Annotated in this window: 26 protein-coding genes and 1 pseudogene; 13 read left to right on the top strand and 14 right to left on the bottom strand. The window is 72.1% G+C overall.

Annotated features, from left to right (window positions below; genetic code table 11):
- Positions 1 to 172: 172 nt before the first annotated feature.
- Positions 173 to 337, top strand: a complete 165-nt coding sequence (locus tag TR48_RS21530; protein ID WP_042369946.1) for a hypothetical protein — start codon at positions 173 to 175, stop codon at positions 335 to 337.
- Positions 338 to 513: 176 nt separating this feature from the next.
- On the opposite strand, the gene TR48_RS21525 is transcribed toward TR48_RS21530, so the two are convergent.
- The 3 genes from TR48_RS21525 to TR48_RS21515 form a co-directional block, all read right to left on the bottom strand.
- A complete protein-coding gene (locus tag TR48_RS21525) occupies positions 514 to 1026 on the bottom strand; it encodes a MarR family winged helix-turn-helix transcriptional regulator (protein ID WP_152628092.1) in 513 nt (170 codons plus the stop codon).
- A 69-nt stretch (positions 1027 to 1095) separates the two neighbouring features.
- Complete coding sequence (locus TR48_RS21520; protein ID WP_042369857.1) at positions 1096 to 3201, bottom strand: MMPL family transporter; 2106 nt, start codon at positions 3199 to 3201, stop codon at positions 1096 to 1098.
- Between the two features lie 87 nt (positions 3202 to 3288).
- Positions 3289 to 3558, bottom strand: a complete 270-nt coding sequence (locus tag TR48_RS21515) for a hypothetical protein (protein WP_042369855.1) — start codon at positions 3556 to 3558, stop codon at positions 3289 to 3291.
- Positions 3559 to 3791: 233 nt separating this feature from the next.
- Between TR48_RS21515 and TR48_RS21510 the strand changes: the two genes are divergently transcribed.
- The 4 genes from TR48_RS21510 to TR48_RS21495 all read left to right on the top strand — a co-directional run bounded on the left by TR48_RS21510 (position 3792) and on the right by TR48_RS21495 (position 7014).
- Entirely contained in the window at positions 3792 to 4004 is a 213-nt protein-coding gene (locus tag TR48_RS21510) for a hypothetical protein (protein WP_152628091.1), read from the top strand.
- A 42-nt stretch (positions 4005 to 4046) separates the two neighbouring features.
- Positions 4047 to 5063, top strand: coding sequence for a MerR family transcriptional regulator (locus TR48_RS21505; RefSeq protein ID WP_042369852.1), 1017 nt, complete (start codon positions 4047 to 4049; stop codon positions 5061 to 5063).
- A gap of 44 nt (positions 5064 to 5107) precedes the next feature.
- Positions 5108 to 5560 (top strand): SRPBCC family protein, encoded by a 453-nt coding sequence (locus TR48_RS21500; RefSeq protein ID WP_236652255.1) that lies wholly within the window; start codon positions 5108 to 5110, stop codon positions 5558 to 5560.
- Positions 5561 to 5661: 101 nt separating this feature from the next.
- The gene (locus TR48_RS21495; RefSeq protein WP_084729628.1) at positions 5662 to 7014 is read left to right on the top strand and encodes an SAM-dependent methyltransferase; all 1353 of its coding nucleotides are present in this window, start codon (positions 5662 to 5664) and stop codon (positions 7012 to 7014) included.
- Between the two features lie 242 nt (positions 7015 to 7256).
- On the opposite strand, the gene TR48_RS21490 is transcribed toward TR48_RS21495, so the two are convergent.
- From TR48_RS21490 to TR48_RS21480, 3 genes are all read right to left on the bottom strand, one after another.
- Positions 7257 to 8183 carry an alpha/beta fold hydrolase gene (locus TR48_RS21490; RefSeq protein ID WP_084729627.1) on the bottom strand — a complete coding sequence of 309 codons (927 nt, stop codon included), beginning with the start codon at positions 8181 to 8183 and terminating at the stop codon, positions 7257 to 7259.
- Positions 8184 to 8457: 274 nt separating this feature from the next.
- The gene (locus TR48_RS21485; protein WP_042369850.1) at positions 8458 to 10203 is read right to left on the bottom strand and encodes a CocE/NonD family hydrolase; all 1746 of its coding nucleotides are present in this window, start codon (positions 10201 to 10203) and stop codon (positions 8458 to 8460) included.
- A 35-nt stretch (positions 10204 to 10238) separates the two neighbouring features.
- Entirely contained in the window at positions 10239 to 11360 is a 1122-nt protein-coding gene (locus TR48_RS21480) for a zinc-binding alcohol dehydrogenase family protein (RefSeq protein ID WP_042369849.1), read from the bottom strand.
- A gap of 95 nt (positions 11361 to 11455) precedes the next feature.
- Here TR48_RS21480 and TR48_RS21475 point away from each other — a divergent pair, with 95 nt between their 5' ends.
- Complete coding sequence (locus TR48_RS21475; protein WP_042369847.1) at positions 11456 to 12043, top strand: TetR/AcrR family transcriptional regulator; 588 nt, start codon at positions 11456 to 11458, stop codon at positions 12041 to 12043.
- A gap of 53 nt (positions 12044 to 12096) precedes the next feature.
- On the opposite strand, the pseudogene TR48_RS45680 reads toward TR48_RS21475, so the two are convergent.
- Positions 12097 to 12314: pseudogene (locus TR48_RS45680) on the bottom strand (MarR family transcriptional regulator); the annotation flags it as partial.
- A gap of 116 nt (positions 12315 to 12430) precedes the next feature.
- On the opposite strand from TR48_RS45680, the gene TR48_RS21470 reads away from it, so the two are divergent.
- The 3 genes from TR48_RS21470 to TR48_RS21465 all read left to right on the top strand — a co-directional run bounded on the left by TR48_RS21470 (position 12431) and on the right by TR48_RS21465 (position 14195).
- Positions 12431 to 12760: a hypothetical protein gene (locus TR48_RS21470; RefSeq protein WP_152628090.1), complete on the top strand. Its 330-nt coding sequence runs from the start codon at positions 12431 to 12433 to the stop codon at positions 12758 to 12760.
- A gap of 79 nt (positions 12761 to 12839) precedes the next feature.
- The gene (locus tag TR48_RS43425) at positions 12840 to 12995 is read left to right on the top strand and encodes a DUF6131 family protein (RefSeq protein ID WP_161789874.1); all 156 of its coding nucleotides are present in this window, start codon (positions 12840 to 12842) and stop codon (positions 12993 to 12995) included.
- Positions 12996 to 13073: 78 nt separating this feature from the next.
- The gene (locus TR48_RS21465) at positions 13074 to 14195 is read left to right on the top strand and encodes a carboxylate-amine ligase (RefSeq protein WP_042369843.1); all 1122 of its coding nucleotides are present in this window, start codon (positions 13074 to 13076) and stop codon (positions 14193 to 14195) included.
- Positions 14196 to 14237: 42 nt separating this feature from the next.
- On the opposite strand, the gene TR48_RS21460 is transcribed toward TR48_RS21465, so the two are convergent.
- Entirely contained in the window at positions 14238 to 14615 is a 378-nt protein-coding gene (locus tag TR48_RS21460) for a VOC family protein (RefSeq protein WP_236652254.1), read from the bottom strand.
- A 181-nt stretch (positions 14616 to 14796) separates the two neighbouring features.
- Here TR48_RS21460 and ddaH point away from each other — a divergent pair, with 181 nt between their 5' ends.
- Together ddaH and TR48_RS21450 are read left to right on the top strand one after the other, a co-directional pair.
- On the top strand, positions 14797 to 15609 hold the full coding sequence (gene ddaH / locus TR48_RS21455; RefSeq protein ID WP_042369934.1) for a dimethylargininase: 813 nt from the start codon (positions 14797 to 14799) through the stop codon (positions 15607 to 15609).
- A 17-nt stretch (positions 15610 to 15626) separates the two neighbouring features.
- Entirely contained in the window at positions 15627 to 16637 is a 1011-nt protein-coding gene (locus TR48_RS21450) for an iron-containing redox enzyme family protein (RefSeq protein WP_042369841.1), read from the top strand.
- Here TR48_RS21450 and TR48_RS21445 read toward each other — a convergent pair.
- On the bottom strand, positions 16596 to 16793 hold the full coding sequence (locus tag TR48_RS21445) for a CDGSH iron-sulfur domain-containing protein (RefSeq protein ID WP_042369932.1): 198 nt from the start codon (positions 16791 to 16793) through the stop codon (positions 16596 to 16598). The genes TR48_RS21450 and TR48_RS21445 overlap by 42 nt on opposite strands.
- 19 nt (positions 16794 to 16812) lie before the next feature.
- The gene (locus TR48_RS21440; RefSeq protein WP_042369839.1) at positions 16813 to 17460 is read right to left on the bottom strand and encodes a HemK2/MTQ2 family protein methyltransferase; all 648 of its coding nucleotides are present in this window, start codon (positions 17458 to 17460) and stop codon (positions 16813 to 16815) included.
- An 816-nt stretch (positions 17461 to 18276) separates the two neighbouring features.
- Here TR48_RS21440 and TR48_RS21435 point away from each other — a divergent pair.
- On the top strand, positions 18277 to 18627 hold the full coding sequence (locus TR48_RS21435) for a hypothetical protein (protein WP_042369838.1): 351 nt from the start codon (positions 18277 to 18279) through the stop codon (positions 18625 to 18627).
- A gap of 65 nt (positions 18628 to 18692) precedes the next feature.
- Here the strand turns inward: TR48_RS21435 and TR48_RS21430 are convergent, their stop codons facing one another.
- The 4 genes from TR48_RS21430 to TR48_RS21415 all read right to left on the bottom strand — a co-directional run bounded on the left by TR48_RS21430 (position 18693) and on the right by TR48_RS21415 (position 21091).
- Positions 18693 to 19211 carry a GNAT family N-acetyltransferase gene (locus TR48_RS21430; RefSeq protein ID WP_042369837.1) on the bottom strand — a complete coding sequence of 173 codons (519 nt, stop codon included), beginning with the start codon at positions 19209 to 19211 and terminating at the stop codon, positions 18693 to 18695.
- A gap of 137 nt (positions 19212 to 19348) precedes the next feature.
- Positions 19349 to 19882 (bottom strand): hypothetical protein, encoded by a 534-nt coding sequence (locus tag TR48_RS21425; protein WP_042369836.1) that lies wholly within the window; start codon positions 19880 to 19882, stop codon positions 19349 to 19351.
- Between the two features lie 42 nt (positions 19883 to 19924).
- Positions 19925 to 20299 carry a hypothetical protein gene (locus TR48_RS21420; RefSeq protein WP_042369835.1) on the bottom strand — a complete coding sequence of 125 codons (375 nt, stop codon included), beginning with the start codon at positions 20297 to 20299 and terminating at the stop codon, positions 19925 to 19927.
- Positions 20300 to 20368: 69 nt separating this feature from the next.
- Positions 20369 to 21091, bottom strand: coding sequence for a sensor domain-containing protein (locus TR48_RS21415; protein ID WP_236652253.1), 723 nt, complete (start codon positions 21089 to 21091; stop codon positions 20369 to 20371).
- A 268-nt stretch (positions 21092 to 21359) separates the two neighbouring features.
- Between TR48_RS21415 and TR48_RS42135 the strand changes: the two genes are divergently transcribed.
- Complete coding sequence (locus TR48_RS42135; RefSeq protein WP_152628088.1) at positions 21360 to 21770, top strand: hypothetical protein; 411 nt, start codon at positions 21360 to 21362, stop codon at positions 21768 to 21770.
- Positions 21771 to 22326 lie beyond the last annotated feature (556 nt).

Genomic DNA, 22326 nt, shown 5'->3' with positions numbered 1-22326 from the left:
CCCGCCACTGAAACCTCTGGACGCCTGCCCGGCCCTCCCCTCGCGCATGCGCGCCGACCGAGTCCTGCTCTCACTCCCCTTGGCGCACAGGGGGGTTGGTCACGTGGGAGAAGTGGTGCGCATGCCCGTCAGGTTCGGGGGCACATGCGGCTTCAAGGAGGTGGGATACACCATGGGTCCCTTGCTGTTGGTTCTGCTGCTCGCCCTGCTTCTGGGCGGAGTCGGGTTCGCTGTGCACATCCTTTGGTGGGTGGCGATCGTGGTGCTGGTGCTCTGGGTCGCCGGGTTCTTCTTCCGCGGCGCGGGTGAGGCTCGCGGTCGCTGGTATCGCTGGTAGCCGCATCGGCGAAAGCACACAGACGCGGGGCGGGAGCCGACACCGGTCGGCTCCCGCCCCGCAGCGTGTAACGCGCCTACAGCGCAAAGGAAGCCGTCCCGTACCTCGGGATCACGTCCCCGCTTGCGGGTCCCGGGCGTCCGGGGCCGGGTCAGCGCTGTGGTCACCCCCTTTCGTCAGGGCTGATCGTCCTGGTCGAGCCCTTCCGCGGCCGTGCGAATGTGTGCGGCGGCCGCCTGGAGGAAGCGCACGACGGTCGCCCGCTCTGTCTCGCTCAGGCCGTCCGCGGCGGCGTCGACGGCGTCGACAAGGGGTCGCAGGGCGGTGACGATCTCCTGGCGGGCGTGCTGGGTGGGGCGTACGACGGTGCGTCGGCGGTCGCTGCGGTGGGGGACGCGGGTGACGTGGCCGGCCTCCTCGAGGCGGTCGACCAGGACCGTCGCGGACGCGGAGCGGATGCCGAGCCGCTGGGCGATGTCCATCGGGCCGAGGCCTTCGGGGGAGCCGAGCAGGTGTTCCATGGCGGTGACGTCGTTGTGGCCCAGGCCCAGGTGGCGGGCCAGGGCCTGTTCGGCGTCGCGGTTGGCCAGGAGCAGTTGCCGTACGGCCCAGGCCACCGGCCCGCCGATCCGCGGCCCGGCCTCCCTGGGCGCCTCCGGCGTCCCGTCCTCGGCCCCGGACTCGGACACCCGGCTCCACCACCCTTCACGCCCCGCGCCCAGGCGTAGCGGGACTCGCTTGCGCGAACGACATCGCTCCTATTGTTCCGCAGTGGTGACGGCCCTCGTCCCACGCTCGGCGTGGGCCCGTTCCGCCGGGCCGTGGCGCAGTCGGCTCGGCCACCAGATGCGGTCGCCGAGCTCGTACACCAGGGCGGGCACCAGCAGGGAGCGGACGACGAGCGTGTCCAGCAGGACGCCGAAAGCCACGATGAACGCGATCTGCAGCAGGAACGCCAGCGGGATCACTCCGAGCGCCGCGAACGTGGCCGCCAGGACCACGCCTGCGGAGGTGATGACGCCCCCAGTGGTGGTCAGGCCCCGCAGCACGCCCGTCCTGGTGCCGGCGCGCAGGGACTCCTCCCGCACCCGGGTCATCAGGAAGATGTTGTAGTCCACGCCGAGCGCGACCAGGAAGACGAACCCGTACAGCGGCACCGAGGCGTCCGCGCCGTGCAGATCGAAGACGGCCGGGAAGACCAGGGCGCTGATACCGAGCGTCGCTGCGTAGTTGAGCACCACCGTGGCGACGAGCAGCAGGGGCGCCACCAAGGCGCGCAGCAGCAGGACCAGGATGAAGGTGATGATCGCGAGCACCACGGGAATGATGACGCCCCGGTCGTGGGCCGCGGTGTCCTGGATGTCGAGCTGCTGCGCGGTGTAGCCGCCGACCAGGGCCCCGGCTCCGGGCACCTGGTGGACACCGGTGCGCAGGGCGCGCACGGTCTGCTCGGCCGCGTGGCTGTCGGCCGCGTCGGACAGGACGGCGTTGACGGTGGCGAGCCGACTGCCAGGAGCCGTCGGCAGGACGGTGGTTGCGGCGACACCCGGAGTGGCGCGAGCGACGGCGAGGACCTGGCCGGTCCGTGCCGGGTCGGTGAGGACGACGGCCGGGTTGCCCTGTCCGGCGGGGAAGTGCGCGTCCAGGACCCGTTGGCCGGTGACGGAGGGTTCGGTGTGGATGAACGTCTCGTCCAGCGGCAGGCCGCGGGCGGAGAACAGCGGCAGGAGGCAGGCGGCCGCCACCAGCCCCGCGAGGGACAGGGCCCAGACACGGCGCGGGTGTCGGCTGATCAGCGCTGCGGCCCGCTGCCAGATCCCCGAGCTCGTGTTGTCGCCGGTGTGGGGGCGGGCGGGCCAGTAGGCGGTGCGGCCCAGCAGGACCAGTACCGCAGGGAGGAGGCTCACCGCGCTCAGTGCCGCGCAGGCGACCCCGATCGCCCCGACCGGCCCCAGCGCCTGGTTGTTGCTCAGATCGCTCAGGAGCAGGGCCAGCAGGCCGAGCGCCACGGTCGTGGCGCTGGCCCCGATCGGTTCGACGGATCGCCGCCAGGCGGTGCGCATCGCGGTGAACCGGTCCGTCTCCCGCGTCAGCTCCTCCTTGAAGCGGGCGCTGAGGAGCAGGGCGTAGTCCGTGGCCGCGCCGATCACCAGGATCGACAAGATGCCCTGGACCTGGCCGTCGATCCGGACCACGCCGTGACGCGCGAGCACGTAGACGATGCCGCTGGCCAGGCCAAGGGCGAATACCGCGCTGAGGATCACCAGGGCGGGGAGCAGGACGCTGCGGTAGACCACCAGCAGGATCACCAGGACCACGGCGAGCGCGACGCCGAGGAGCAGTCCGTCGATGCCGGCGAACGCGTCCACCAGGTCGGCCTGGCTGGCGGCGGGCCCTGCCAGGTACAGCGTCGCACCGGGGATGGCGGCGGCCGAGCGGACCTGGTCCACGGTCGCGTGCAGTTTGTCGCCCAGGTCCGCACGCAGCGGGGCCACGGCCTGCAGGGCCTGGCCGTCGCCGGAGGGCGACACCGGTGTCGGCGGTTCGGCGAGACCGGGGATGCGAGCCACTCGGGTCAGCGCCTCCTGCGCCTGCCCGACGGAGGCCTGGGGCAGTGGGCGCGGCGTGGAAGCCCACACCAGGACCAGCGGCACGGACTCGCGGGTGTCCATGCTGCGCTGGAGCGCCAGGACCTTGGTGGATTCGGCGCTCTGCGGCAGGAACGCGGCGCTGTCGTTGGTGGCGACCTGCCCCAACTTGCCGGCGAACGGCCCGAGGCCGCCTCCGACGGCCAGCCACACGATCACGAGAACCGCGGGAAGGAGCCATCGAAGACGGCGCTGGGTCCGGGATGAGGGAGACACGACTCCGCCAGTTCAGCTAGATAAACTAGATACCTGTCTCCCTAGGTATATCAGCCTCGTCCGCGACGTGCGACGCACGGCGCGCGGTCAGTGGGCTGCGGCCTGGACGCGGGGGTCGTCGGCGTAGACCGGGTTGCCGTCGCCCTGCTCGTAGTGCTGCAGGGCGAGGCCGAGGCCGAAGAAGGTGGGAGCCCACTCGCCCACGAAGATCCCCCACCGGTCGGCGCGTTCCAAGCCGGCCGCTTCGAGCTTGACGGACACGGCCCACGAAGCGAGCGAGAGGCCGATGGACGCGAACGCGGCGATGAAGGCGTGCTCGGACTTCAGACCGGAATCATGCAGCTTCTTGACGATCATTTGGATCCTCCAGGCTTGTCGCTGAGCCTCCACCCTGGGCACGCGCACGACGGTTCCCCAACCGCATCGTTGCCGAAGCGATTGCCGTCGAGCCCCGGTGCCGGGGCCGCCCGCCCTGGGCCCGGCCTGTGCACAGGCCGGCCCGGCCCGGAGGCGATGCGCGATCGATGCGGCCTGGCAGAGGCGCGGAAGAACGCCAACCTGGAGGCAGAACGATCAAAGGGAGGCAAGCCATGGCCAGTCCCGTTGTGTCGCACCCCCTGGTCCAGCCCCTGGCCCGCCCGGAGGAGACCCCCGAGTGCGAGTCCTCCACCTGCCACGGCATCTCCGTCCACGACCCGGTCTACCACCACGACCTCTGGTGGAACTGGGTCGGACTTCTCGGCCTGGCGGTCCTGGTGCTCGGGGCCGTCGGATTCATGGTCGGACGGATCATCGCCATGTGACCCCAGCGCAGCCCGCCTCTCACGCAGCCACAAGGGATCGAGATGACAGCGCACGAGCGCAGGACCAGCCGTGACGCCGGACTGCCCACCGGGGAGGTCGCCCGCCGACTGGGTGTGTCCCCGGTGACCCTGCGCTCGTGGGAGCGCCGATACGGCATCGGGCCGGCCGAACGCGACCAGGGACACCACCGCCGCTGGACCGCCGAAGACATCGCCCGGCTGGAAGGCATGGGCGCGCTCACCGCACAGGGCCTGCCGCCCGCCGAGGCCGCCCGGCTCAGCCTCGACGGCGCGAGCCCGACGGCCGACGGGCAAACCCGGGCCCTCGCGCCCTCGCGCCCGGCCGATCCGGAGCACGCCCCCCACGAGTCCGCGGACGGGAGCGCGTACGAGTCCGCGACGATGCGCGTGCGCGGGCTCGTCCGGGCCGCCGACCGCCTCGACGCCCCCGCCGTCCAAGCTCTCCTGTCCGCCGCGGTGGACCAGTGGGGCGTGGAGGCCTCGTGGGAGGAGGTGATCGCACCCTCACTGCGCGCCGCCGGACGCCGCTGGGCAGCAGTAGGGGAGTCGTACATCGAGGTCGAACACCTCCTGTCGTGGCACGTCTCCGCCGAACTGCGCCGACGGGCGGTCCCGGTGTCCGGCGCGGGGCCCGTCGCGCTGCTGGCGGCAACCCCGGGAGAGGAGCACACCCTGGCCCTGGACGCCGTCGCCGCCGCCCTCACCGCGCGTGGCATCGCGTTCCGCATGCTCGGATCCTCCGTCCCCCCGCTCGCGCTCGCGCAGGGGCTGCGCCGTCTGGGACCGGCCGCCGTGCTGCTGTGGTCGCAGTCCCGTGCCACCGCCGCCCCGCAGATCGCCGCCGACATCCTGGACGTTCCCTTCGGCGTCGCCGGCGCCCGCCACCGCCCGCTCCTGCTGCTGGCCGGCCCCGGCTGGCGCCCGCTCCCGCCCACGTGCGGGGCCGTGAAACCCGCCAACCTGCGCGCCGCGGTCGACCACATCGCAGCCGTCGCGCTCGCCGACCCGTCCAGGCGCGGCCCGGCTTCGAATACCTGACAGCACGTCCCGTAGACCCAGCCCCGTACGCCCAGGAGACCCGCGTGGCCATCACCGTGGAGCGCTCGTTCCGAGTCGCCACCCCCGCCCCGACCGTGGCGGCCTATCTGGAGGACTTCACGCACACCGAGGAGTGGGACCCGGGCACCGTACGCTGTCGCCGACTCGACCCCGGCCCGCCGGCGGTCGGCGCCCGCTGGCAGAACACCTCCCAGTTCCGCGGCCGGCAGACCACTCTCGACTACCGACTGGTCGCGCGTGAGCCGCACCGGCTCGTCTTCCACGGCGTCAACCGAACCGTCTCCGCGACCGACGACATCGCCATCCGCCCGCACGGGGACGGCACCCTGGTCACCTACCGTGCGACCTTGGCCTTCAAGGGCCTGTTCCGGTTCGCGGAGCCGATCCTGCGTCGCTCCTTCGACGAACTCGCCGACGCCGTCCAGGCCCGCCTGCCCCAGGTCCTCGGCTCCCTGCCGCCGCACCCGCCGTCCTGACCCGGATCGCCGGCGCCGGCTTCCGTTCCGGCGACCTCGACGTGCGCCAGAACTCGACGTGCGCCAGAACCCCCCACCCGCGAGCACCAGGAGCCTTCGGCATGAGCGACATCAGCGCCGCCCCTACAGTCCCGGGCACGAACAGCACGGTGGTCACCTCCGGGCCCGGCGCTTCCGAGCCCGCGACCGGGGCGGCCGCCCGGCTGCTGCCGCTGATCGAGGAACTCACCGGCACCCCCGCACCGCTGAAGGTGCGGGCCTGGGACGGCAGCACCGCCGGCCCCCGCGACGCCCCGACCCTGGTCCTGCGCTCGCGCCGGGCGCTGCGTCGCCTGCTGTGGCAGCCGGACGAACTGGGCCTGGCCCAGGCGTACGTGAGCGGCGACCTGGACGTCGAAGGCGATCTGCGCGACGCGCTGCGCGCGGTGCGCCGGGCGGTCGAGGAACGCGGCGTGGCCCGCCGCAGCCCCGGCGTCGCCTCGATGACACGGGCCGCCCTGACAGCGGCCCGCCTCGGCGCCGTCGGCCCGCGACCGGCCCCGCCGCAGGGCCAGGCCCGCCTGCAAGGCACCCTGCACAGCCGGGTGCGGGACAGGGCGGCGATCAGTCACCACTACGACCTGTCCAACGACTTCTACCGCCTGCTGCTCGACCCGGCCATGGCCTACTCCTGCGCCTACTGGACCAGCACCGACCCCGGCTACACCCTGGCCGACGCGCAGCGCGACAAGCTCGACCTGATCTGCCGCAAGCTCGAACTGCGCCCCGGTATGCGGCTGCTGGACGTCGGCTGCGGCTGGGGCGCGCTGGTCCTGCACGCCGCCCGGCACTACGGCGTGAGCGCGGTCGGCGTCACCCTCGCCGGTGAGCAGGCCCGCTTCGTCCGCGACCGCGTCACCGAACAGGGCCTGTCCGGCCGTGTCGAGATCCGCCACCAGCACTGGCGCGACGTGGAGGCGGCCGGGTTCGACGCGGTCACCACGATCGAGATGGGCGAGCACGTCGGAGACGAGCAGTACCCCGAGTTCGCAGGCCTGCTGCACCGGGCTCTCGCCCCCGGGGGAGGGCTGCTGCTCCAGCAGATGTCCCGCGGCGCCAACGCGCCGGGCGGCGGCGCGTTCATCGAGTCCTTCATCGCGCCGGACATGCACATGCGTCCGCTGGGCGCGACCGTCTCGCTGCTGGAGGAGGCCGGGTTCGAGACCCGCGACGTCCAGGCGCTGCGCGAGCACTACGTGACCACCGTCGACGCCTGGCACGACACCCTCGAGGAGCGCTGGCAGGAGTTCACCGCCCTGGTCGGCGAGGTCACCGCGCGGGTGTGGCGGCTCTACCTCGTCGGCGGCTCCCTCGCCTTCGAGCAGGGCCGCATGGGCGTCGACCAGGTCCTCGCCCAACGGCGCGCCGAGCCGGCGGCCGTCCCCGCCCGCCCGCAGCCCAGGACGGCGCGCTGACCGCCTGCCCTTCTCCTGGCCGCCCGGCCATCGCCGTGCGCAGCCGCTCGGCACTGATCACGGCAGGCGGCCATGACGACCCAGCCTGACTGGCGGGACCACGAGAAGCAGGCCGGCCCCCCGGGAGGTTCCCGACGCGGCACGCCGGCGCCACAGCAGCCGCCGCCTCGGTCGTCGAGTCTGCGGCTGCCGCTCCGCCGATCCGCCCGCGGGTGGCCAACTGGGCCCCGGGGGCGGGGAGATCAACGGACCTGTTCCGTCATCGCTTCCACGGTGGTGATCACCACGTCCGGTCGGTCGAGCGGGATGTCGTGCGAGCTGTTCTGGGCGACGACCAGCCGGCGGTCGGGTGCGGCGCTGACGAACTCCTGCTGGGCCTGGCGCCACAGCTGAGCGTCGGTGGGAGACGTCGTGAAGGGGGTCTGGGAGGAGACGATCGCGATGGCGGGAACGTTCTGCGGCCAGGTGAGCTCGTGGTAGGCGAGGTGCACCGGGCCGTAGTCGTCGGCCTCGGCCAGGAGTTGGCGGGTCGCCCTGGTCTGCGGCTGTTGCCGGAGCGCAGCGATCTGCTGTTGGTTCTCGGCGACGAGCCGGGCGGTCTCCGTGGGGGTGTAGAACTGCGGCAGGCTCGCGTCCACCAGGACCGCGCCGGCGATCCGCCGGGGGTGCTCGCGGACGAGGTACGTGGCGATCTCCCCGGCGAGGGAGTGGGAGACCAGGACCACGCTCTTCGTCACTCCCAGCTGGGTCAGGCCGGCCGCGAGGTCGGCGGCGGCGTTCTGCGCCTTCCACGGCCCCGGCACGTCGCTGCTGCGGCCTTCTCCGGAGCGGTCGTAGGTGATGATCTCGGAGCCGGTGTCCTTCGCGAGGACGGGCACGATCTTGTTCCAGTAGGAGGCGTCGAGGCCGCCGCCGGCGTCCAGGACGATGGCCGGAAGGCGGCCGGGGGTGACGTAGAACGCGAGCCGGTGGCCCTGGTGGGAGATCATGTGCAGGGACGGCTGAGCAGGCGCAGCCGCTGTCGGGGAAGCCGTTGCAGTGGTGCGGGAGCCGGTGGTGGCCGGGGGCGCGGTACTGGGCGGTGTGGCGGCGCAGGCGGTGAGGGCACCAGCTACGACGAGGCCGGTCAGGGCGGAGGTGCAGCGGCGGAGTGTGGCGTGGTCGCCCACGAGGGACTCCTTCCACGACTGTGGTTGGCTGATGGCGCCGCGGAGCTGGTCGTCTGCGGCCTGGGGGTGAGGACGGGCTGTCACAGCTTCAGCCTCGTGGTGGAGGGTGCATGGTCGCGACGGTGCTGTCCCCCGGAAGCGGGTTGCAGGCAGCCCTACATAGATGAGCGGGGCCGTCGGCCAGGAGAGGGAGTTGGAGCGGCGGGCGTGGGCCTCGTCCGGCTTCCTGTTCCCGTCGGATGCCGCCCGGCTGCCGAGGAGGGCGGGGACGTGCTCACGTGATCACGGGGAGCATCAGGTAGGAACGGTGCTTGCCGCCGGTGTGCACGGTGACGGCGCCCCCGAAGAGGTCGGCGGGGCGGTCGTCGGGGTCGTTGTGGAGGAAGGAGCCGCTGCCGGCCGTCGGGCCTGCGGTGCGTGCGGTGGCCGGGTCGGTGTAGTCGTGGCCCTGGACGTCGAGGGTGAGGGTGTAGCCGGTGGGCAGGACCAGGCTCCTGGGCAGGATCTCGACGTCCAGCTCGTAGACGGCGCCGGAGGTGAGCGGCTCGTGCCGGTCGTGCCGATGGACGGGCAGGAAGGGCCGGGACCGCGCCTGGTCGAGGGCGCGGTGTGAGGCGCGCAGCCACCCCTGGGCGATCGGCACGTCGGGGTCGTTGGCCCCCTGGAAGAGGATCTCGGTGCTGTCGGGGGCGAAGGCGCGCAGGATCAGGAACAGGTCCGCGTCGGCGGTGGAGGACTCGATGAACAGCTTCGCCGCGACGGGGCCGGCGATCTCCAGGTCGCGGGGGCAGCGGTAGCTGAACCTGACGCTCTCCCGCAGGGCGCTGTAGTCGGCGCGGGCACCGGCCGGTGCCGGGTCCGGGCTCATCGCGGCGCTGGCGGCGTCGAGGTACAGGCGGGTCCAGGTCGTCTCCGGCAGGGGCCACGCCGCGCCGGCGCGCAGTGCCACGCTGCCGTCGGCGTGCCGGGTGCGCAGCTCGACGCGGGGCCGGCGGGTCCAGCCGGTCTGCTCGCCCTTGAGGAAGTGGCCGAAGAAGCGCTGCTGCAGATCGAGACCGTAGCGGGAGTAGAAGTGCGAGAAGTGGGTGTCCTCGTGCATGGTCAGCCACTTGTCGGTGGAGGCGGCCTGCTCGAATCCGCGGACGGTTCCGCGCAGGTGCAGTCCCGCCCCGCCCCAGTTCCCAGCCGCGAGCACCGGCACCTCGATGCGGTCCCAGTCGGGGTCGAGCCGGGCCCGGTGGAAGTCGTCGAGCAGCGGGTGCTCGCGCACGAGCCGGCCGAAGTCGGCCCGCCGCGCGTCCAGTTCGGCCGGGGTGAGGACCTCGTCGCCGTAGACCGGCTGGCCGGTGTGCGGGTTGACCCCGGCCTCCTCGCCCGCGCCGTAGGGCACGATCAGGCCGTACCAGCGGTCGACGAACGTGGACAGGATGCCGCCGTGGTAGACGGCGTCGCGGTAGAGATCGCCGGCGCCCTCCCATACGCAGATCGCGGCCAGGTGCGGCGGGCGCAGCGCGGCGACCTGCCACTGGTTGATCGCCAGATACGAGATCCCGCACAGCCCGACCCGGCCGCTGCTCCACGGCTGCGCGGCGGCCCACTCGATGCTGTCGTACAGGTCGAGGGTCCCGCGTGCCGCGAACGGGTCGAGGTAGCCGGGGGAGCGGCCGGTGCCGCGGGAGTCGACGCGCACGCACACGTAGCCGTGGGGCACCCACCGCTCCGGGTCGACGACCTCGAAGTTCTGGTAGGCGTTGCTGGAGCCGTCCAGGATGTCGGGGTGGTCGGCGACCATCTTCTGCCAGGGGCCGGGCAGGAGTTCTTGGAACGGGCGGCCCTTGGCGTACGGCCCCCGGCTCAGGATCGCGGGGTAGGCGCCGGGGGCGGTCGGGCGGAACACGTCGGCACGCAGGACGGCGCCGTCGCTGACGGGGACGGGCACGTCCCAGTCGATGGTCATGGCGCCGACGACGTCGGTGCGGAACGGGCCGGTCACGACCCGGTCGGCGTTCTGTTCGGTCATGGGGCTGCCTCCTGGGGGCGGTCGATGACGGTGCGTCAGTCGAGGGTGACGACGATCTTCGCGGCGGAGACGCCCTTGCGTTGGAGGTCCAGGGCGTGCTGGAGGTCGCCGAGGCCGTGCCCGACGACGGTCGGCTTGGGCAGCGCCCGGTAGCGGCCCTCGGCCAGCGCGCGCGGCAGGAAGTCGCGGTAGACCAGCGTGCTGACCTCGTTGGCCTTCAGCGTGGTGCCGAAGATGTACTTCGTGCGGACCCCGCGCCGCCGGGCCGCGATCTGCAGCGCGATGTTGGCGCCGACCAGGCGCGCGATCAGCTTCGGCACGGCGAACCGGCCGCGGTCCGGGCCGCCGAGGTGGGCGAAGGAGACCGGCGGGGTGGCCAGGGCCACGAACCGGTTGCCCCGGCTCGCGCCGACGATGCGCACGCACGCGGCCGCGGAGGTCTCACCGAGGGCGACCGCCCCGGCCGGCTCCCGGTCCTGGAGCGCCGCGATGATCTCGGACTCCACTGCGGGGCTGTTGTAGTCGAACACCCGGCTGGCGCCCAGCGATGTGACGTAGTCGAAGTTGCGCGGCGAAGCCGTCGCGACGACCTCGTATCCTGCGGCCACCGCCAGCTGGATCGCGTTGCTGCCGACGCTGGTGGAGCCGCCCCAGACCAGCAGCGTCCGGCCGGTCGATTCGGGCGTTGCCGTCGGGCGCCGCAGGCCCAGTTGGTCACTCTGGAACAGTGCGCAGGCCGCGGTCGACACCGCGAGCGGCAGCACGGCCCCGTCCGCGAAGGAGAGCGTGTCCGGAATGGGGGCGGCCATCCGTTCCAGCAGCACGGTGTAGTGCTGGAAGCCGCCCTCGGCCGCCCGGTTGGCGTCCTTGTCGGTGCCCACCGCGTGGCCGAGCACGCGGTCGCCGACACGGAACCGCGTGACCGCCGAGCCGACCTCCACCACCTCGCCGGCGACATCGGACCCGATCACGGTCGGGTAGGTCAACCACCGGTAGGCCAGGCGACCGGCGACCTGGATGATCCACTCCAGCGGGTTGACCGCGACAGCGTGGTTGCGCACGACGATCTGGTCCGCGGCGGGCCGGGTGTAGGGGGCGGGGCCCACTTCCAGGCGGGCGCCACCGGCGTTGATCCAGGCTGCGGTGTTGGTGGGCATGCGTGTCTCCTCACATCAGTGATTGCACCAAGTGCAATGCCTTCAGCGTGGCACGTGATGACACCAAGTGCAATCGCCTTGGGTATGATGAGCCCATGGCACGTTGGGAACCGGATGCGCAGAGGCGGCTGCAGCAGGCCGCCATGGACCTGTTCGCCGAACGCGGCTACGCCGAAGTGACCGTCGCCGAGATCGCCGAGCGCGCCGGGCTGACCAAACGGACCTTCTTCAACCACTTCACCGACAAGCGGGAAGTCCTGTTCGCCGGAGCGAAGGACTTCGAGGACAGCGTCGCCAAGCACCTCGCCGAGGCCGACGACGACCTGGAGCCCATCGAGGCGGCCCTGCTCGCCCTCACCGAGGCCGGCCTCGCCCTCGCCCAATACGGCGACTACGCCCGCGCCCGCCAGGAGCTCATCGCCTCCTCGACCGAGCTGCGGGAACGCAACCTGATCAAGATGGCCTCACTCGCCGTCTCCATCGCCGAAGCACTGGTGCGGCGAGGCGTGCCGCCCGGTCGGGCGAGCCTGACCGCGCAGGCCGCCGTCGCCGTCTTCACCGACGCCTACGCGGCCTGGACCGAGCGAGGCGCGACGGCGGACTTCTGGAACCTGATGCAGCAGTCCCTCGCCGACCTTCGCCGAGCAGTCGACGCCGCCCCGAGCCGCCCCAGCGGAGCCTGACGCCCTTTCGCCCGGCCATCTCGGAGCGAGTGCGACGGGGAACGGGTCATGCCCCCCTCGCTGTCGTCGCGCAGGGAGCGGACCATGCTCCTCAGGGCTCGGAACGCGTCTGACTTGACTGCTCGGAGTCGGTCAGGCGGGCCAGCCTGCTGGCCTCGACGGACCTGACGGCCGCGCTCGCCTTCTCCAGGCTCCGTCAGCCGCGGGGCGTGAGCCGCGCCGGAAGCGCCTTTCCGACGGGCGCCTCCGCCGGCCTGGTCACGTAGCCGTCCCCACTGTCGCGAACGCCGCAGCCGCCGTCACCGCACCGACCGCTGCCCCCGGCGGCCAGGCCCGGCACCGTACTGCGCGGTGTTTACCGGGGGATGCGCGGGGCACCTGGTGCTCATGGCTGACATTCTGGTTGAACAAGACCAGCAGTTGATGAGCGATCAGGATCTCGGCGCGGTGCTGCACATCCTCGACGGCATCAAGGTCGAGGGCGACGCTGTCCCTGCGCGGGAGCGGCAGTCGGCCGAGGCCTGGACGCTGGAAGGGCACTGGCAACAGCGCGGGCCCGTCTCCGCCGACACGGAGGCGGCACTCCCGGATGTGCTGCTGCGGATCCGGGAGCACTACGCGCTGCACGGCAGACCAGCGCCGGCGCGCCTTCGGATCGTGGACCCCGACGGCTCACAGCTGCTGCTGATCGAACCGACCGATCCCGGCGCTGACTGACCGCCGGTGCTTCGCCGATGTTTAAGGACGCAGCACGAGGGGATCCGCGAGGCCAGTCCTGAGGTCTTCGGAGGCCATCATGCTTGTCCTGGGAGTGATTCTCCTCATCATCGGCTTCGTCACCGGTATCTCGGTGCTGTGGACGATCGGCGTCATCCTCGCCGTCATCGGCTTGATTCTCTGGGTGCTCGGCGCCGTCGGACACTCCGTCGGCGGGCGCCGACACTACTGGTGACGAGGCCGGGAACATGTCGGGGAGCCCGACCGGCCACCAGCGCACCCGGCCACCGGGCGGTGGCTGCCGGTGTGGTCCATGAGCGGTCGATCGCGGCTGGACGACGTCCTCACCTTCGGCGTCGAGGAGGAGCTGCTCCTGGTCGACCGGGACTCCGGCGTCACTGTGCCGTGCGCCGCGGAGGTGCTCGCACAGGCCGCCCCGGCGCTTGGTCAACGGGTAGGCGAGGAGTTCTACGCCACCCAGGTGGAGATACGAACGGTGCCCGCACAGCGGGCCTGCGCCTTGAGAGCGGACCTGGCGCAGGCCCGACGCCTGTGCGCGGCCGCTGCGGCGCCTCTCGGTGCGGCGCCGGCGGGATCGGGCTGCGCGGTGCTCACCAGCCCGACACCGCGCCTGACGGGCTCTGACCGGTACCGTGCGGTAGCCCGCCGACTCGCCCCGTTCGTGCGGGCGACGGACAGCGAGCTGTCCGGCTGCCATGTGCACCTGGGCACGCTCGAACGCGGCGAGGCCCTCGCGCTGAGCGCCCGACTGCGTTCCTGGCTTCCCATCCTGCAAGCGCTTGCGGTGAACTCCCCGTTCTCCGCGGGCCGTGAGCGCGGCTGGGCGAGCTGGCGGGCGGCGCAGTACGCGCGCTGGCCCACGGTCGGTCCCGCACCCGTAGTGGACGAGCCCGGCTACGAGACGCTGGCACGACGGATGGTGGCGGCGGGTGAGGTACGGGACCGCAAGATGATCTACTGGTATGCGCGGCCCTCCGAGCGCTGGCCGACCCTGGAGGTCCGACTGTGCGATGTCAACGCGGACCTCGACCTCGACGTGCTGGTCGCCGTGCTGCTGAGAGGGCTGGGCACCGTGCTCCTGGCCGAGTTCCGAGCCGGCCGTGAGGAGCCGGACCACACGGAGGACGCGGTGCTGCTCGATGTCCACGATCAGGCCGGTCGCCATGGGCTGCGCGGGCGAGGCCTGGACCCGGCGACCGGACTGCGCGCCCCCTTCGACAACTGCCTGAGCTCCCTGGTCGAGCGCGCCCGTCCGGGCCTGCGCGCCGCGGGTGACGAGCATCTCGCTGACCGTCTGGTGGCCCAGGTCCGCCGCGTCGGGAGCGGGGCAGATCGCCAGCGGGCGGTGTTCGCCCGACACGGCGATCTGCGCCGTGTGGCGGCCGAACTGGCCGCCGTCACCGCCGACTGCTGAGGTCACCTGAAACCGGCTGGGACCAGCTGGGACCAGCTGGGATCAGCGACCGGAAGGCGGCCGGAGCACGCAGAACTCGTTGCCCTCCGGGTCCGCCATCCAGGCCGTCCACCAGCCCTCGTCCTCGAACGGCTCACGCAGCAACCGTCCGCCCAGGGCGAGGAGCCGTTCGATCTCCCTTTCCAGGTCCCCGACCCGAAGGTCGACGTGCATCCGGTTCTTCCCCATCTTGGGCTCGGGGACCTGCTGGAGCAGCAGCTCCGGCCCGGAGCCCAGCGGATCTCGCAGCACCAGGTACGGCGGGCGGTACGGCCCGGCCGAGTAACTGAGAGCGCGCGACCAGAACCGCGCCAGCGCAGGCGGATCGCCGCAGTCGAGCACCCAGGCCAGCTCCACGACCGTCACCTCCACCCCGATCACCGGGACCGCCCCGCGGCATGCTCCTGCCCGGACCGGCGGGGGGCACACCGACGCTGCTCCGGTGTGATCCGCGACGCCAGGGGTACCCGCGAACAGACCGAGCACCCGTGAGAGGGGGCGCCACGTGACGCCGACGTCCCAGAAACCGGCGCAGCGCAGGCCCAGGCCGCGCCGCTACCTGATGTGCCCGCCCACCTACTTCGACGTCCGCTACGCGATCAATCCGTGGATGGACCCGACCGATCCACCCGAGCCCACAGCCGCCCAGGACCAGTGGCACCAGCTGCACGAACTCCTGCTGGCGCTCGGCCACCGGGTCGACCTGGTCGAACCGGTCCCAGGACTGCCGGACATGGTCTTCGCCGCCAACGCCGCCACCGTGCTGGACGGCCGGGTGCTCGTGGCCAACTTCCGGCACGCCGAGCGCGGCGAAGAGGCAGGCGCCTACGAGGCGTGGTTCCGCGCCCACGGATTCACCACCGTGGAGCAGGCCCGCCAAGTCAACGAGGGCCAGGGGGATCACCTGGTGGCGGCCGAGGTGATCCTCGCGGGGCACGGCTTCCGTACCCATCCCGACTCACACGCCCAGACCAGCGCCTTCCTGCGCCGACGCCTGGTCCCGCTGACGCTCGTCGACCCGCGGTTCTACCACCTGGACACCGCTCTGGCGGCCGTGTCGCACGACGAGATCATCTACTACCCCGAGGCGTTCTCGCCGCCCGCTCAGGCCAGGCTGGCCGCCATGTTCCCCGACGCCCTGCGTGTCGACGAGGCCACTGCGGCCACCTTCGCCCTCAACGCCATCTCCGACGGCCACAACGTCATCCTGCCCGCCGCTGCCGCCTCGCTCGCCGTGCCCCTGAAAGCCCGGGGATACCAGCCCCACTTCGTCGAGACGGGCGAACTCATGAAAGCCGGTGGCGGTCCCAAGTGCTGCGTGCTGGACCTCCACCCCGAGCCCGTCGCCGAGCCCGCTGCGGCATCCGCCGCCTGACGGACGAAGGAGCCGACATGGGAATCGAGGGGGCGGCCCCGAAGCCGCCCGCGCCGCGCGGACCGTACTCCGCCGCGCTGCTGCGGCAGCTCACCGAACCGCCAGGGCCCGCCGTCGGCCTGCCGAGGCCGCCCTCTGCGCAGATCCTCGGCGACGATCTCCAGCTTGCCTTGTACGTCTGCTACGAACTCCACTACCGCGGCTTCGACGAAGTCGACCCGGACTGGGAATGGAATCCTGCGCTGCTGGCCTTTCGCGCCGAGCTGGAGCAGGCCTTCCTGTCAGCGCTGCGCGCCGCAACGACGCCCGCGCCGCTGGCCGAACAGCTCGCGGCCCTGCTGACCGAGCCTGCCGACGGCAGCGGCCCCTCCCACTTCCTTCGCAAGAGCGGCGAGCGCTGGCAGGCCCGCGAGTACCTGGCGCAGCGGTCCCTGTACCACCTGAAGGAAGCCGACCCGCAGGCCTGGGCGATCCCGAGACTGCACGGCCCCGCCCAGGCGGCATTCGCGGCGATCGAGTTCGACGAGTACGGCGACGGGCACGGGGACCGGGCCCACGCCAAGCTGTTCGCGGACATGATGCGCGACTTCGGCCTCGACCCCGGCTACGGGCGCTACCTCGACCTGGCCTCGGCCGAGGCCCTGGCCGTGGTCAACCTCATGTCCCTGTTCGGACTCCACCGCGGACTTCGCGGCGCGCTGGTCGGCCAGTTCGCGGGCGTGGAGATCACCTCGTCCCCCGGCTCGGCCCGGCTCGCCGACGCACTCGAATCGCTCGGCGCGGGCGCGGCCGGGACGCGGTTCTACCGCGAACACGTGGAAGCGGACGCGGTCCACGAACAGCTCGTGCGACGCGGCGTCATCGCCGAGCTCCTGCGCCAGGAACCAGGGCTGGAGCCCGACATCGCCTTCGGCCTCGCCGCGTCCACGCTGCTGGAGGAGCGCCTCGCCGCACACATGGTCAGCAACTGGTCCCGCGGACAGAGTTCACTGCGAGGGCCGCTGCCGGCGGAGGTCGCCGGAAGGTGAGCGGCGGCGGTGGCTGGTGTCGCAGAAGGGGAAGCGGCGGCTGCGCCGACAGGTGCACAAGGCCACCACCGGCCGCTCGCTGCGCACCGTCGTCCCGTCGGGCAGCACCACCTCCACGGGGCCGTCCACCAGGACCGGTCCGACACCGTCCGGCATCACCACACGGGTGACCCGATCACTCCCGTGCGCCACGGATCACCACCAGCTCCTCCGAGCACTGGCCCGGACGCGCCAGCCCCTCGCGCTCGAACCACCGCGCCCGTGAGGACATGACCGGACCGTAGGGCTGCCTGGCCCGTGCCACGATCTCGGTGCGCAGCCCGCCCGCGCGCAGAAGCTCACAGGTGGTGTCGACACCGCACAGGTCGGAGTGCACAAGCAACAGGACACCACCCGGCTTCAGCGCGGCAGGCGCCTGCGCGCAGATCCGGTCCAGCAGCAGGCGGCCGTCCCGGCCGGCATCCCACGCCCGAGCCGCCCCGCGCGGCGCCGAGTCGCCCGGGCAGGGAACATACGGCGGGTTCGCCGCGACCACGTCGAAGCGTCTCCCGCGCACCGCGGAGAGCAGATCCCCGTGGCGTGGCCGGATCCGGCGTCCGTGCAGGGCGCCGTTGAGCAGTGCGGCGCCGAGGGCGGACCACGAGACGTCGACCGCCGTGACCCTCGCGCCACGCCGCCCCGCTGCCACAGCGACGGCGCCGCTCCCCGTGCCCACGTCCAGGACCGCCGCGCCCGGCGCGAGCGGCTCGTCGTCCAGGGCGCCGATCAGCATCTCCGTGTCGGCCTGCGCACGGTAGACGCCCGGCGGTGTGATCAACAGCATGACCCGCGTCTGCCCACGATGTCCCGGTCGATGCCTGGGAGGCGCAAGAGACCACAGAGGCCGGCGCGGCGCGGTGAGGCGCGATGCCGGCGGACATCGTGCCGCCCGACCCCGACAGCCTTGACGCGGCCACCGCCGCCCCGCTGCCGTGCGCGGGTACCCTCCGCTCCGCTGGGGCGGCGAGCCGGTCGGCCGCGGGCCCGCTGCGTGCCCGGAGGCCGACGGCCCTGTTTGCCCACCCTCTCGACGGGCGGCCGCACCCGGACCGCTGCCGCACATGGGCGCCCTACGCTCCGCTGGGACGCCGACTCCCGCGTGCCGGGTGCCGCCCGGCCGCCGCCGTCGCCCGCCGCATCGGCGTCCCCGAACCCCCCGCCGAACGCGAGGCACCGCGGACGCCGCCCGCCAGGACCAGCCCCAGTGCTCGCCCGCCCCGCGCCTGGACGACCTTGGCGCGGGCCGCGACGGCGGCCGGCTCGCGGTGGACCGGCCGCTGCCCGCGATCGCGTCGGTGCTCTACGACGCCGCGCTCGTCCCCGACGGCACCGAGTCTCTCGCGACCGATCTGGACGCGGTACGGTTCCTGGCCGAGGCCGTGCTCGGCTGGGCGCCTCACCCGCTGCCGACCGCCGGCGCCGGCGAGGCGGACGGGCCGGCGTCGTCGTCCGCGGCGCGGCAAGCCGGTGATCGGCGCGCGGCCCCAGGCCGTCGACCCGCTGAACGGGACGTGTGCGCTCCGGGCTTCTGGGGCAGGCGCTGCGGTGCGGGCCCGCGGAAGGTCCGCGTCAGTGTCGGGACATCAGGAGGGACCCTCTCATGGAGACCAGTGCATGGACCTACCGTCAGGACGTCGGCCAGCAGCCGGACATGGACCTGGTCGGGTTCGAGGTGGAGGCCACCGACGGCCGGATCGGAAAGATCGACAAGCACAACGCCGAAGCCGACGCCGGTAGCATCGCCGTCGACACCGGCCACTGGATCTTCGGCAAGCATGTGCTCCTGTGCGTCGGGACGATCAGCCGGATCGACCCAACGGACCGGGTGGTGTGGGTGGACCGCAGCAAGGAAGAGATCAAGAACGCCCCGGAGTTCGACCGGGACAAGCACGACGGCGACCCCGACTTCCTCCAGCAGCTCGGCTCCTACTACTACCCCCGAGTCCCCTAGAGGCATCCAGGCCGGTTCTCGAGACCCCGCCCGCTCGTCACCGCCTCGTCACTGCGAAGAACGCATCACAGAAGCTTGATCCAGTACCGCCGCACAGGGCCCCGTTCGGTGTCCCGGACTCCCTCGAGGATTCCGCCGCGGTGCTCGACGGTCTTCGCCGAGGCCAGGTTGTCGACTTCGCAGACAACCGGCACGCGGTCCAGAGCGAGTGCCCGTGCCTCGTCGAGAATTCGCCCCAACGCCCACGTGGCCAGCCCACGTCGGCGTGAGGACGGCCGGATGCCGTAGCCGATGTGCCCGTACTGCAGCACGTGGTCGTCGAGGGCGTGCCGCAGTGCGATCCCGCCGTGCACTCGGTCGCCCTCCGTGATCCACCGGTATGTGCAACCCCGGCCGGCGTCAAGCGCTTCGGGGCCCGACTCGACCTCGAGCCGGGCGACCCAGGCCGCGAACCCTTCCGGCGAGTCGACCTCGTCGGAAGGGCTCAGCCCGAATCCGTCTTCGTGGAAGCCAGGGCCCCACTCTTGGTGCGCTTCGAGCCAGGAGGAATGCAAGTGGAGAGTGGGCGCGGTCAGTTCAGGCATGGGGCGACGATACCGATCCGGGTCGTCAAGATCGGACCCCGACAGTGCGCTTCCTCTCTCCGGGGCGGCCGTCCCCGAACTGTGCATCCAGCACTGACGCGCCGTCGCCGGGCGGGTGCCGACTGCTCGTGGAGGGACTATTCATCTGGCGGCGATGTGGCGCGGCGGCGTCGGGGGCGCAGCCGGTCGAGCAGGTGCCGTCTGCTGCCGGTGGTCCTGTCGGTCAGGGGAGCGGTGGGGACAGGGCGGCGCAAGGCCACCAGAGCGGGGAGGCCGTCCAGTATGGGGGACAGGCCCAGGCGGGTGAGGGCGAGGTTGACTTCCGGGCGCCGGAGGGTCAGATGGACGAAGGCGTGACCGGGGGCGTTCGACAGCGCCCTGGTGTGCTGCAGCGACACGTGGTGAGTGCCGGTCACGACGAGTTCGTGCGGGACTTCGCCGCCAGCAGGTGTGGCTCGGGCGTAGGTCAGTGCGGCGTAGGCCGACTGATGGGCGAAGCCGACGGGACAGTCGGGGTCTTGGGCGAGGGCGATGGCGCCGCCGCGTGCCAGGTCTCCGAGTACGACGGCCACGACTCCCGGCAGGTGCAGCGCGCGTTCAAGTGCGTCGGCGAACGAGGTGACCGGCCCGGTGCTGATGTTCGGAGTCCACAGGACGGGGGACGGGCCCACGAGCCGGCTCTCTCGCTCTTCTTGCAGGGGCAGATGGTCAGGTCAGATGGTCAGGTTGTCCTCGATCTGGCGCAGGCGCAGCCGCGCCATGGCCAGGTTCGCACGGGAGCGGTTGAGCGCGAGGTAGAGGAAGTGACCCTGGCTGCCCTTCGCGGTCATGGGCCGGATCAGGTGGTACTGGCCGCCGAGGGTGATCAGGATGTCTTCGATCCCCTCGTTGTGGAGGTTGAGCATCTCCATCGTGCGCATCTTGGCGCGGACCACTTCGGTGTTGCCCGCGGCAGCGATGTTCAGATCGAGGTCGGGGCTGCTACCCATGGTTGCGAGGGCCATTCCGCTGTTGTAGTCGACTAGGGCAACACCGACGGCACCGTCGATGGCCATGGCGTCCTTGAGCGCGCTATCCAGGTTCGGCATGCCGGGAACCTTATGGGGGACAGGTTTGCGATCGTTGCTCGTTGACAAATGTGATCCTTATTGGGCCCACTATGGGACTTCGGGTTCGATCACATGTGCAAATTGATCGCGGCCAGGCCACGCGAGGGAGACCAGCCGCTGCTGGGTGCCGTCGTGCAGGTCGCGCTCGATCCGGCGGCGCTCGGCGTCGACTGCCTCGATCAGGTCGGTACGACTGCCGGCCAGGTACTCGACCCGCTCCTGGAGCCGCTGCGCCCGGCTGGGCCCGAGCAGCGCCAACGCCAGTCGCGCCTCCGCCCGGGCCACCGCCCCCGCCGTCCAGGGCAGGGCACACAGCAGGGCGATGCCGGCCACCGTGTAGCACGGCGTCTGCGTCGCGTAACCGAACCAGTCCTGTCGGGCCCCCACCGGCAGCGCCCACACCCAGCCGTAGGCGATGGCGCCCGCAAGGCCCGCGGTCGCCATCGCGAGCACCGACAGCTCCAGCACTGCCACCAGCGGGCCCAGGAGAAGGTGGTATCCGAGCTGGCGCCAGATACGCGTCGAGGAAAACCGTCGGGCGACTGTCGCCCACGACCACCGCTCCGGCGTGGGCGTCGGCCGAGCAAAGTCCACTCCGAGGAGTGCCCGGTGGCGCCCACGCTGAACGGCCGTCAGCACCGGGACGCCGAGCAGGATCAGGGCGACCGACGCGGTGAGCACCAAAGCCCAGTTCCCCGTTTCGGCGGCGGCCGTCGCGCCCCAGGACCACACGGGCACCAGGGCCAGGTGCGGCATGACACCGGTGGCCAAGAAGCCGGCGTCCCGTCGCGCCCGAGGCACCGAGCGCCTCAGGACGGGGGGAATCATCATGATCCGACACTAGGACACCTCGACGGGGGGTCCGCCATGAGCCTGGCGCCCGAATCCGTGGTGGCACCAGTGCCACCGTTGTGTTGAGAGATCCGTGGCTGAAGGTCACCGGGCCCTGTGTGGGTTGAGCGTGGCGCATGGTCCGGGGGATCGCGGGTACCCGAGGGTTCTGCGCATCTTCACACCTCATCCACAACGCGGGGGACTCATGTCCGTGCAGCCGGCAACGAAGGACAATCAGGCCACCAGAGAGGGCCGGACAGCTCTGCATGCCCTGCGCGCCACGCAGGGGGCCTCGGGGCTGCAGTCGGCGCACACGGCCTGGCCGGCCCGCGCCGCACGAGCGGATGCAACAGGCGTTGCGCCCGTCACGCGGATGGTGCGGTCACCCGCCCGAGTGCTGCGCACGACTGGCGACACCGCGATGGTGGCGTTCACGTTGTGGCGCCGGGGGCAGGTCCTGGTCGCCGTGCCGTGCGCGGTGCTGCAGGTTGAGCTCGGCCTGGGCCGGCATGAACTGCTCGGCGCCGAAGTCTTCGCACTGATCAACCCCGAGGCAGTCCTGGACACCGACGTCGCGCCCCACCAGTGGGGGCTTGAGCCTGGCACCCCCAGCTGACCCTGCAGGGAAGCCGACCACTGCACAACCTCCTCCGCGGTCCTGTCCAGCCGGCCCCGGGGAGCCGGTGGGCCACCTGCGCGCCGCAGGCGGCCAAGGCGGAGATCCGGAGCCGACCGCCCCGCCTGACCGTCCTGCCCCATCCCGTGACCGAGATCGGTCCGCCGGGCCTTGTGCTGGCGCGGCCGGTTGCGACCGCTCTCCGGCAGCCGGGGCCAGGCGGTCGACTCGCTAGGCGCCTCTGTTGCGGGAAACGAACCCGCGGGTCGCCGGTGGCCCTCTCGGTGGCCACCGGCGACCAGACGATCCCACTGCGGGTCCACTCGCCCCGGCGACATCCGGCCAAGGCGTGGGTGCGCAACGCGCTTCGTCTGGAGACCCATCAGCGCGATGCGGAGCATGCAGGCGACCGGGCGGCACGCCGCCACCGCCGGTACCGACGACCCCGCCCTGGGCCCCTCAGCACGCTGTCCTGGCCGTCCACTGCTCGACGTCAGCGCCAGCACTCCACTCGCAGAGACCAGGGCTCCCCGCACAGAAGGTCATCTGCGTGAGG

This window comes from Streptacidiphilus neutrinimicus (assembly GCF_000787815.1).
Taxonomy (GTDB): Bacteria; Actinomycetota; Actinomycetes; order Streptomycetales; family Streptomycetaceae; genus Streptacidiphilus; species Streptacidiphilus neutrinimicus.
Note: the sequence above shows the minus strand (reverse complement) of the source record. Positions and strands in the feature narration are given on the sequence as shown.

What these genes read in the sequence shown, in the direction of transcription:
- TR48_RS21530 (WP_042369946.1), top strand. Translation starts at nt 173, where the DNA reads ATGGGTCCCTTGCTGTTGGTTCTGCTGCTCGCCCTGCTTCTGGGCGGA.
- TR48_RS21515 (WP_042369855.1), bottom strand. Translation starts at nt 3,558, where the DNA reads ATGATCGTCAAGAAGCTGCATGATTCCGGTCTGAAGTCCGAGCACGCC.
- TR48_RS21510 (WP_152628091.1), top strand. Translation starts at nt 3,792, where the DNA reads ATGGCCAGTCCCGTTGTGTCGCACCCCCTGGTCCAGCCCCTGGCCCGC.
- TR48_RS21505 (WP_042369852.1), top strand. Translation starts at nt 4,047, where the DNA reads ATGACAGCGCACGAGCGCAGGACCAGCCGTGACGCCGGACTGCCCACC.
- TR48_RS21495 (WP_084729628.1), top strand. Translation starts at nt 5,662, where the DNA reads ATGAGCGACATCAGCGCCGCCCCTACAGTCCCGGGCACGAACAGCACG.
- TR48_RS21485 (WP_042369850.1), bottom strand. Translation starts at nt 10,203, where the DNA reads ATGACCGAACAGAACGCCGACCGGGTCGTGACCGGCCCGTTCCGCACC.
- TR48_RS21480 (WP_042369849.1), bottom strand. Translation starts at nt 11,360, where the DNA reads ATGCCCACCAACACCGCAGCCTGGATCAACGCCGGTGGCGCCCGCCTG.
- TR48_RS21475 (WP_042369847.1), top strand. Translation starts at nt 11,456, where the DNA reads ATGGCACGTTGGGAACCGGATGCGCAGAGGCGGCTGCAGCAGGCCGCC.
- TR48_RS21470 (WP_152628090.1), top strand. Translation starts at nt 12,431, where the DNA reads ATGGCTGACATTCTGGTTGAACAAGACCAGCAGTTGATGAGCGATCAG.
- TR48_RS43425 (WP_161789874.1), top strand. Translation starts at nt 12,840, where the DNA reads ATGCTTGTCCTGGGAGTGATTCTCCTCATCATCGGCTTCGTCACCGGT.
- TR48_RS21465 (WP_042369843.1), top strand. Translation starts at nt 13,074, where the DNA reads ATGAGCGGTCGATCGCGGCTGGACGACGTCCTCACCTTCGGCGTCGAG.
- ddaH (WP_042369934.1), top strand. Translation starts at nt 14,797, where the DNA reads ATGTGCCCGCCCACCTACTTCGACGTCCGCTACGCGATCAATCCGTGG.
- TR48_RS21450 (WP_042369841.1), top strand. Translation starts at nt 15,627, where the DNA reads ATGGGAATCGAGGGGGCGGCCCCGAAGCCGCCCGCGCCGCGCGGACCG.
- TR48_RS21445 (WP_042369932.1), bottom strand. Translation starts at nt 16,793, where the DNA reads ATGCCGGACGGTGTCGGACCGGTCCTGGTGGACGGCCCCGTGGAGGTG.
- TR48_RS21440 (WP_042369839.1), bottom strand. Translation starts at nt 17,460, where the DNA reads ATGCTGTTGATCACACCGCCGGGCGTCTACCGTGCGCAGGCCGACACG.
- TR48_RS21435 (WP_042369838.1), top strand. Translation starts at nt 18,277, where the DNA reads ATGGAGACCAGTGCATGGACCTACCGTCAGGACGTCGGCCAGCAGCCG.
- TR48_RS21430 (WP_042369837.1), bottom strand. Translation starts at nt 19,211, where the DNA reads ATGCCTGAACTGACCGCGCCCACTCTCCACTTGCATTCCTCCTGGCTC.
- TR48_RS21420 (WP_042369835.1), bottom strand. Translation starts at nt 20,299, where the DNA reads ATGCCGAACCTGGATAGCGCGCTCAAGGACGCCATGGCCATCGACGGT.
- TR48_RS42135 (WP_152628088.1), top strand. Translation starts at nt 21,360, where the DNA reads ATGTCCGTGCAGCCGGCAACGAAGGACAATCAGGCCACCAGAGAGGGC.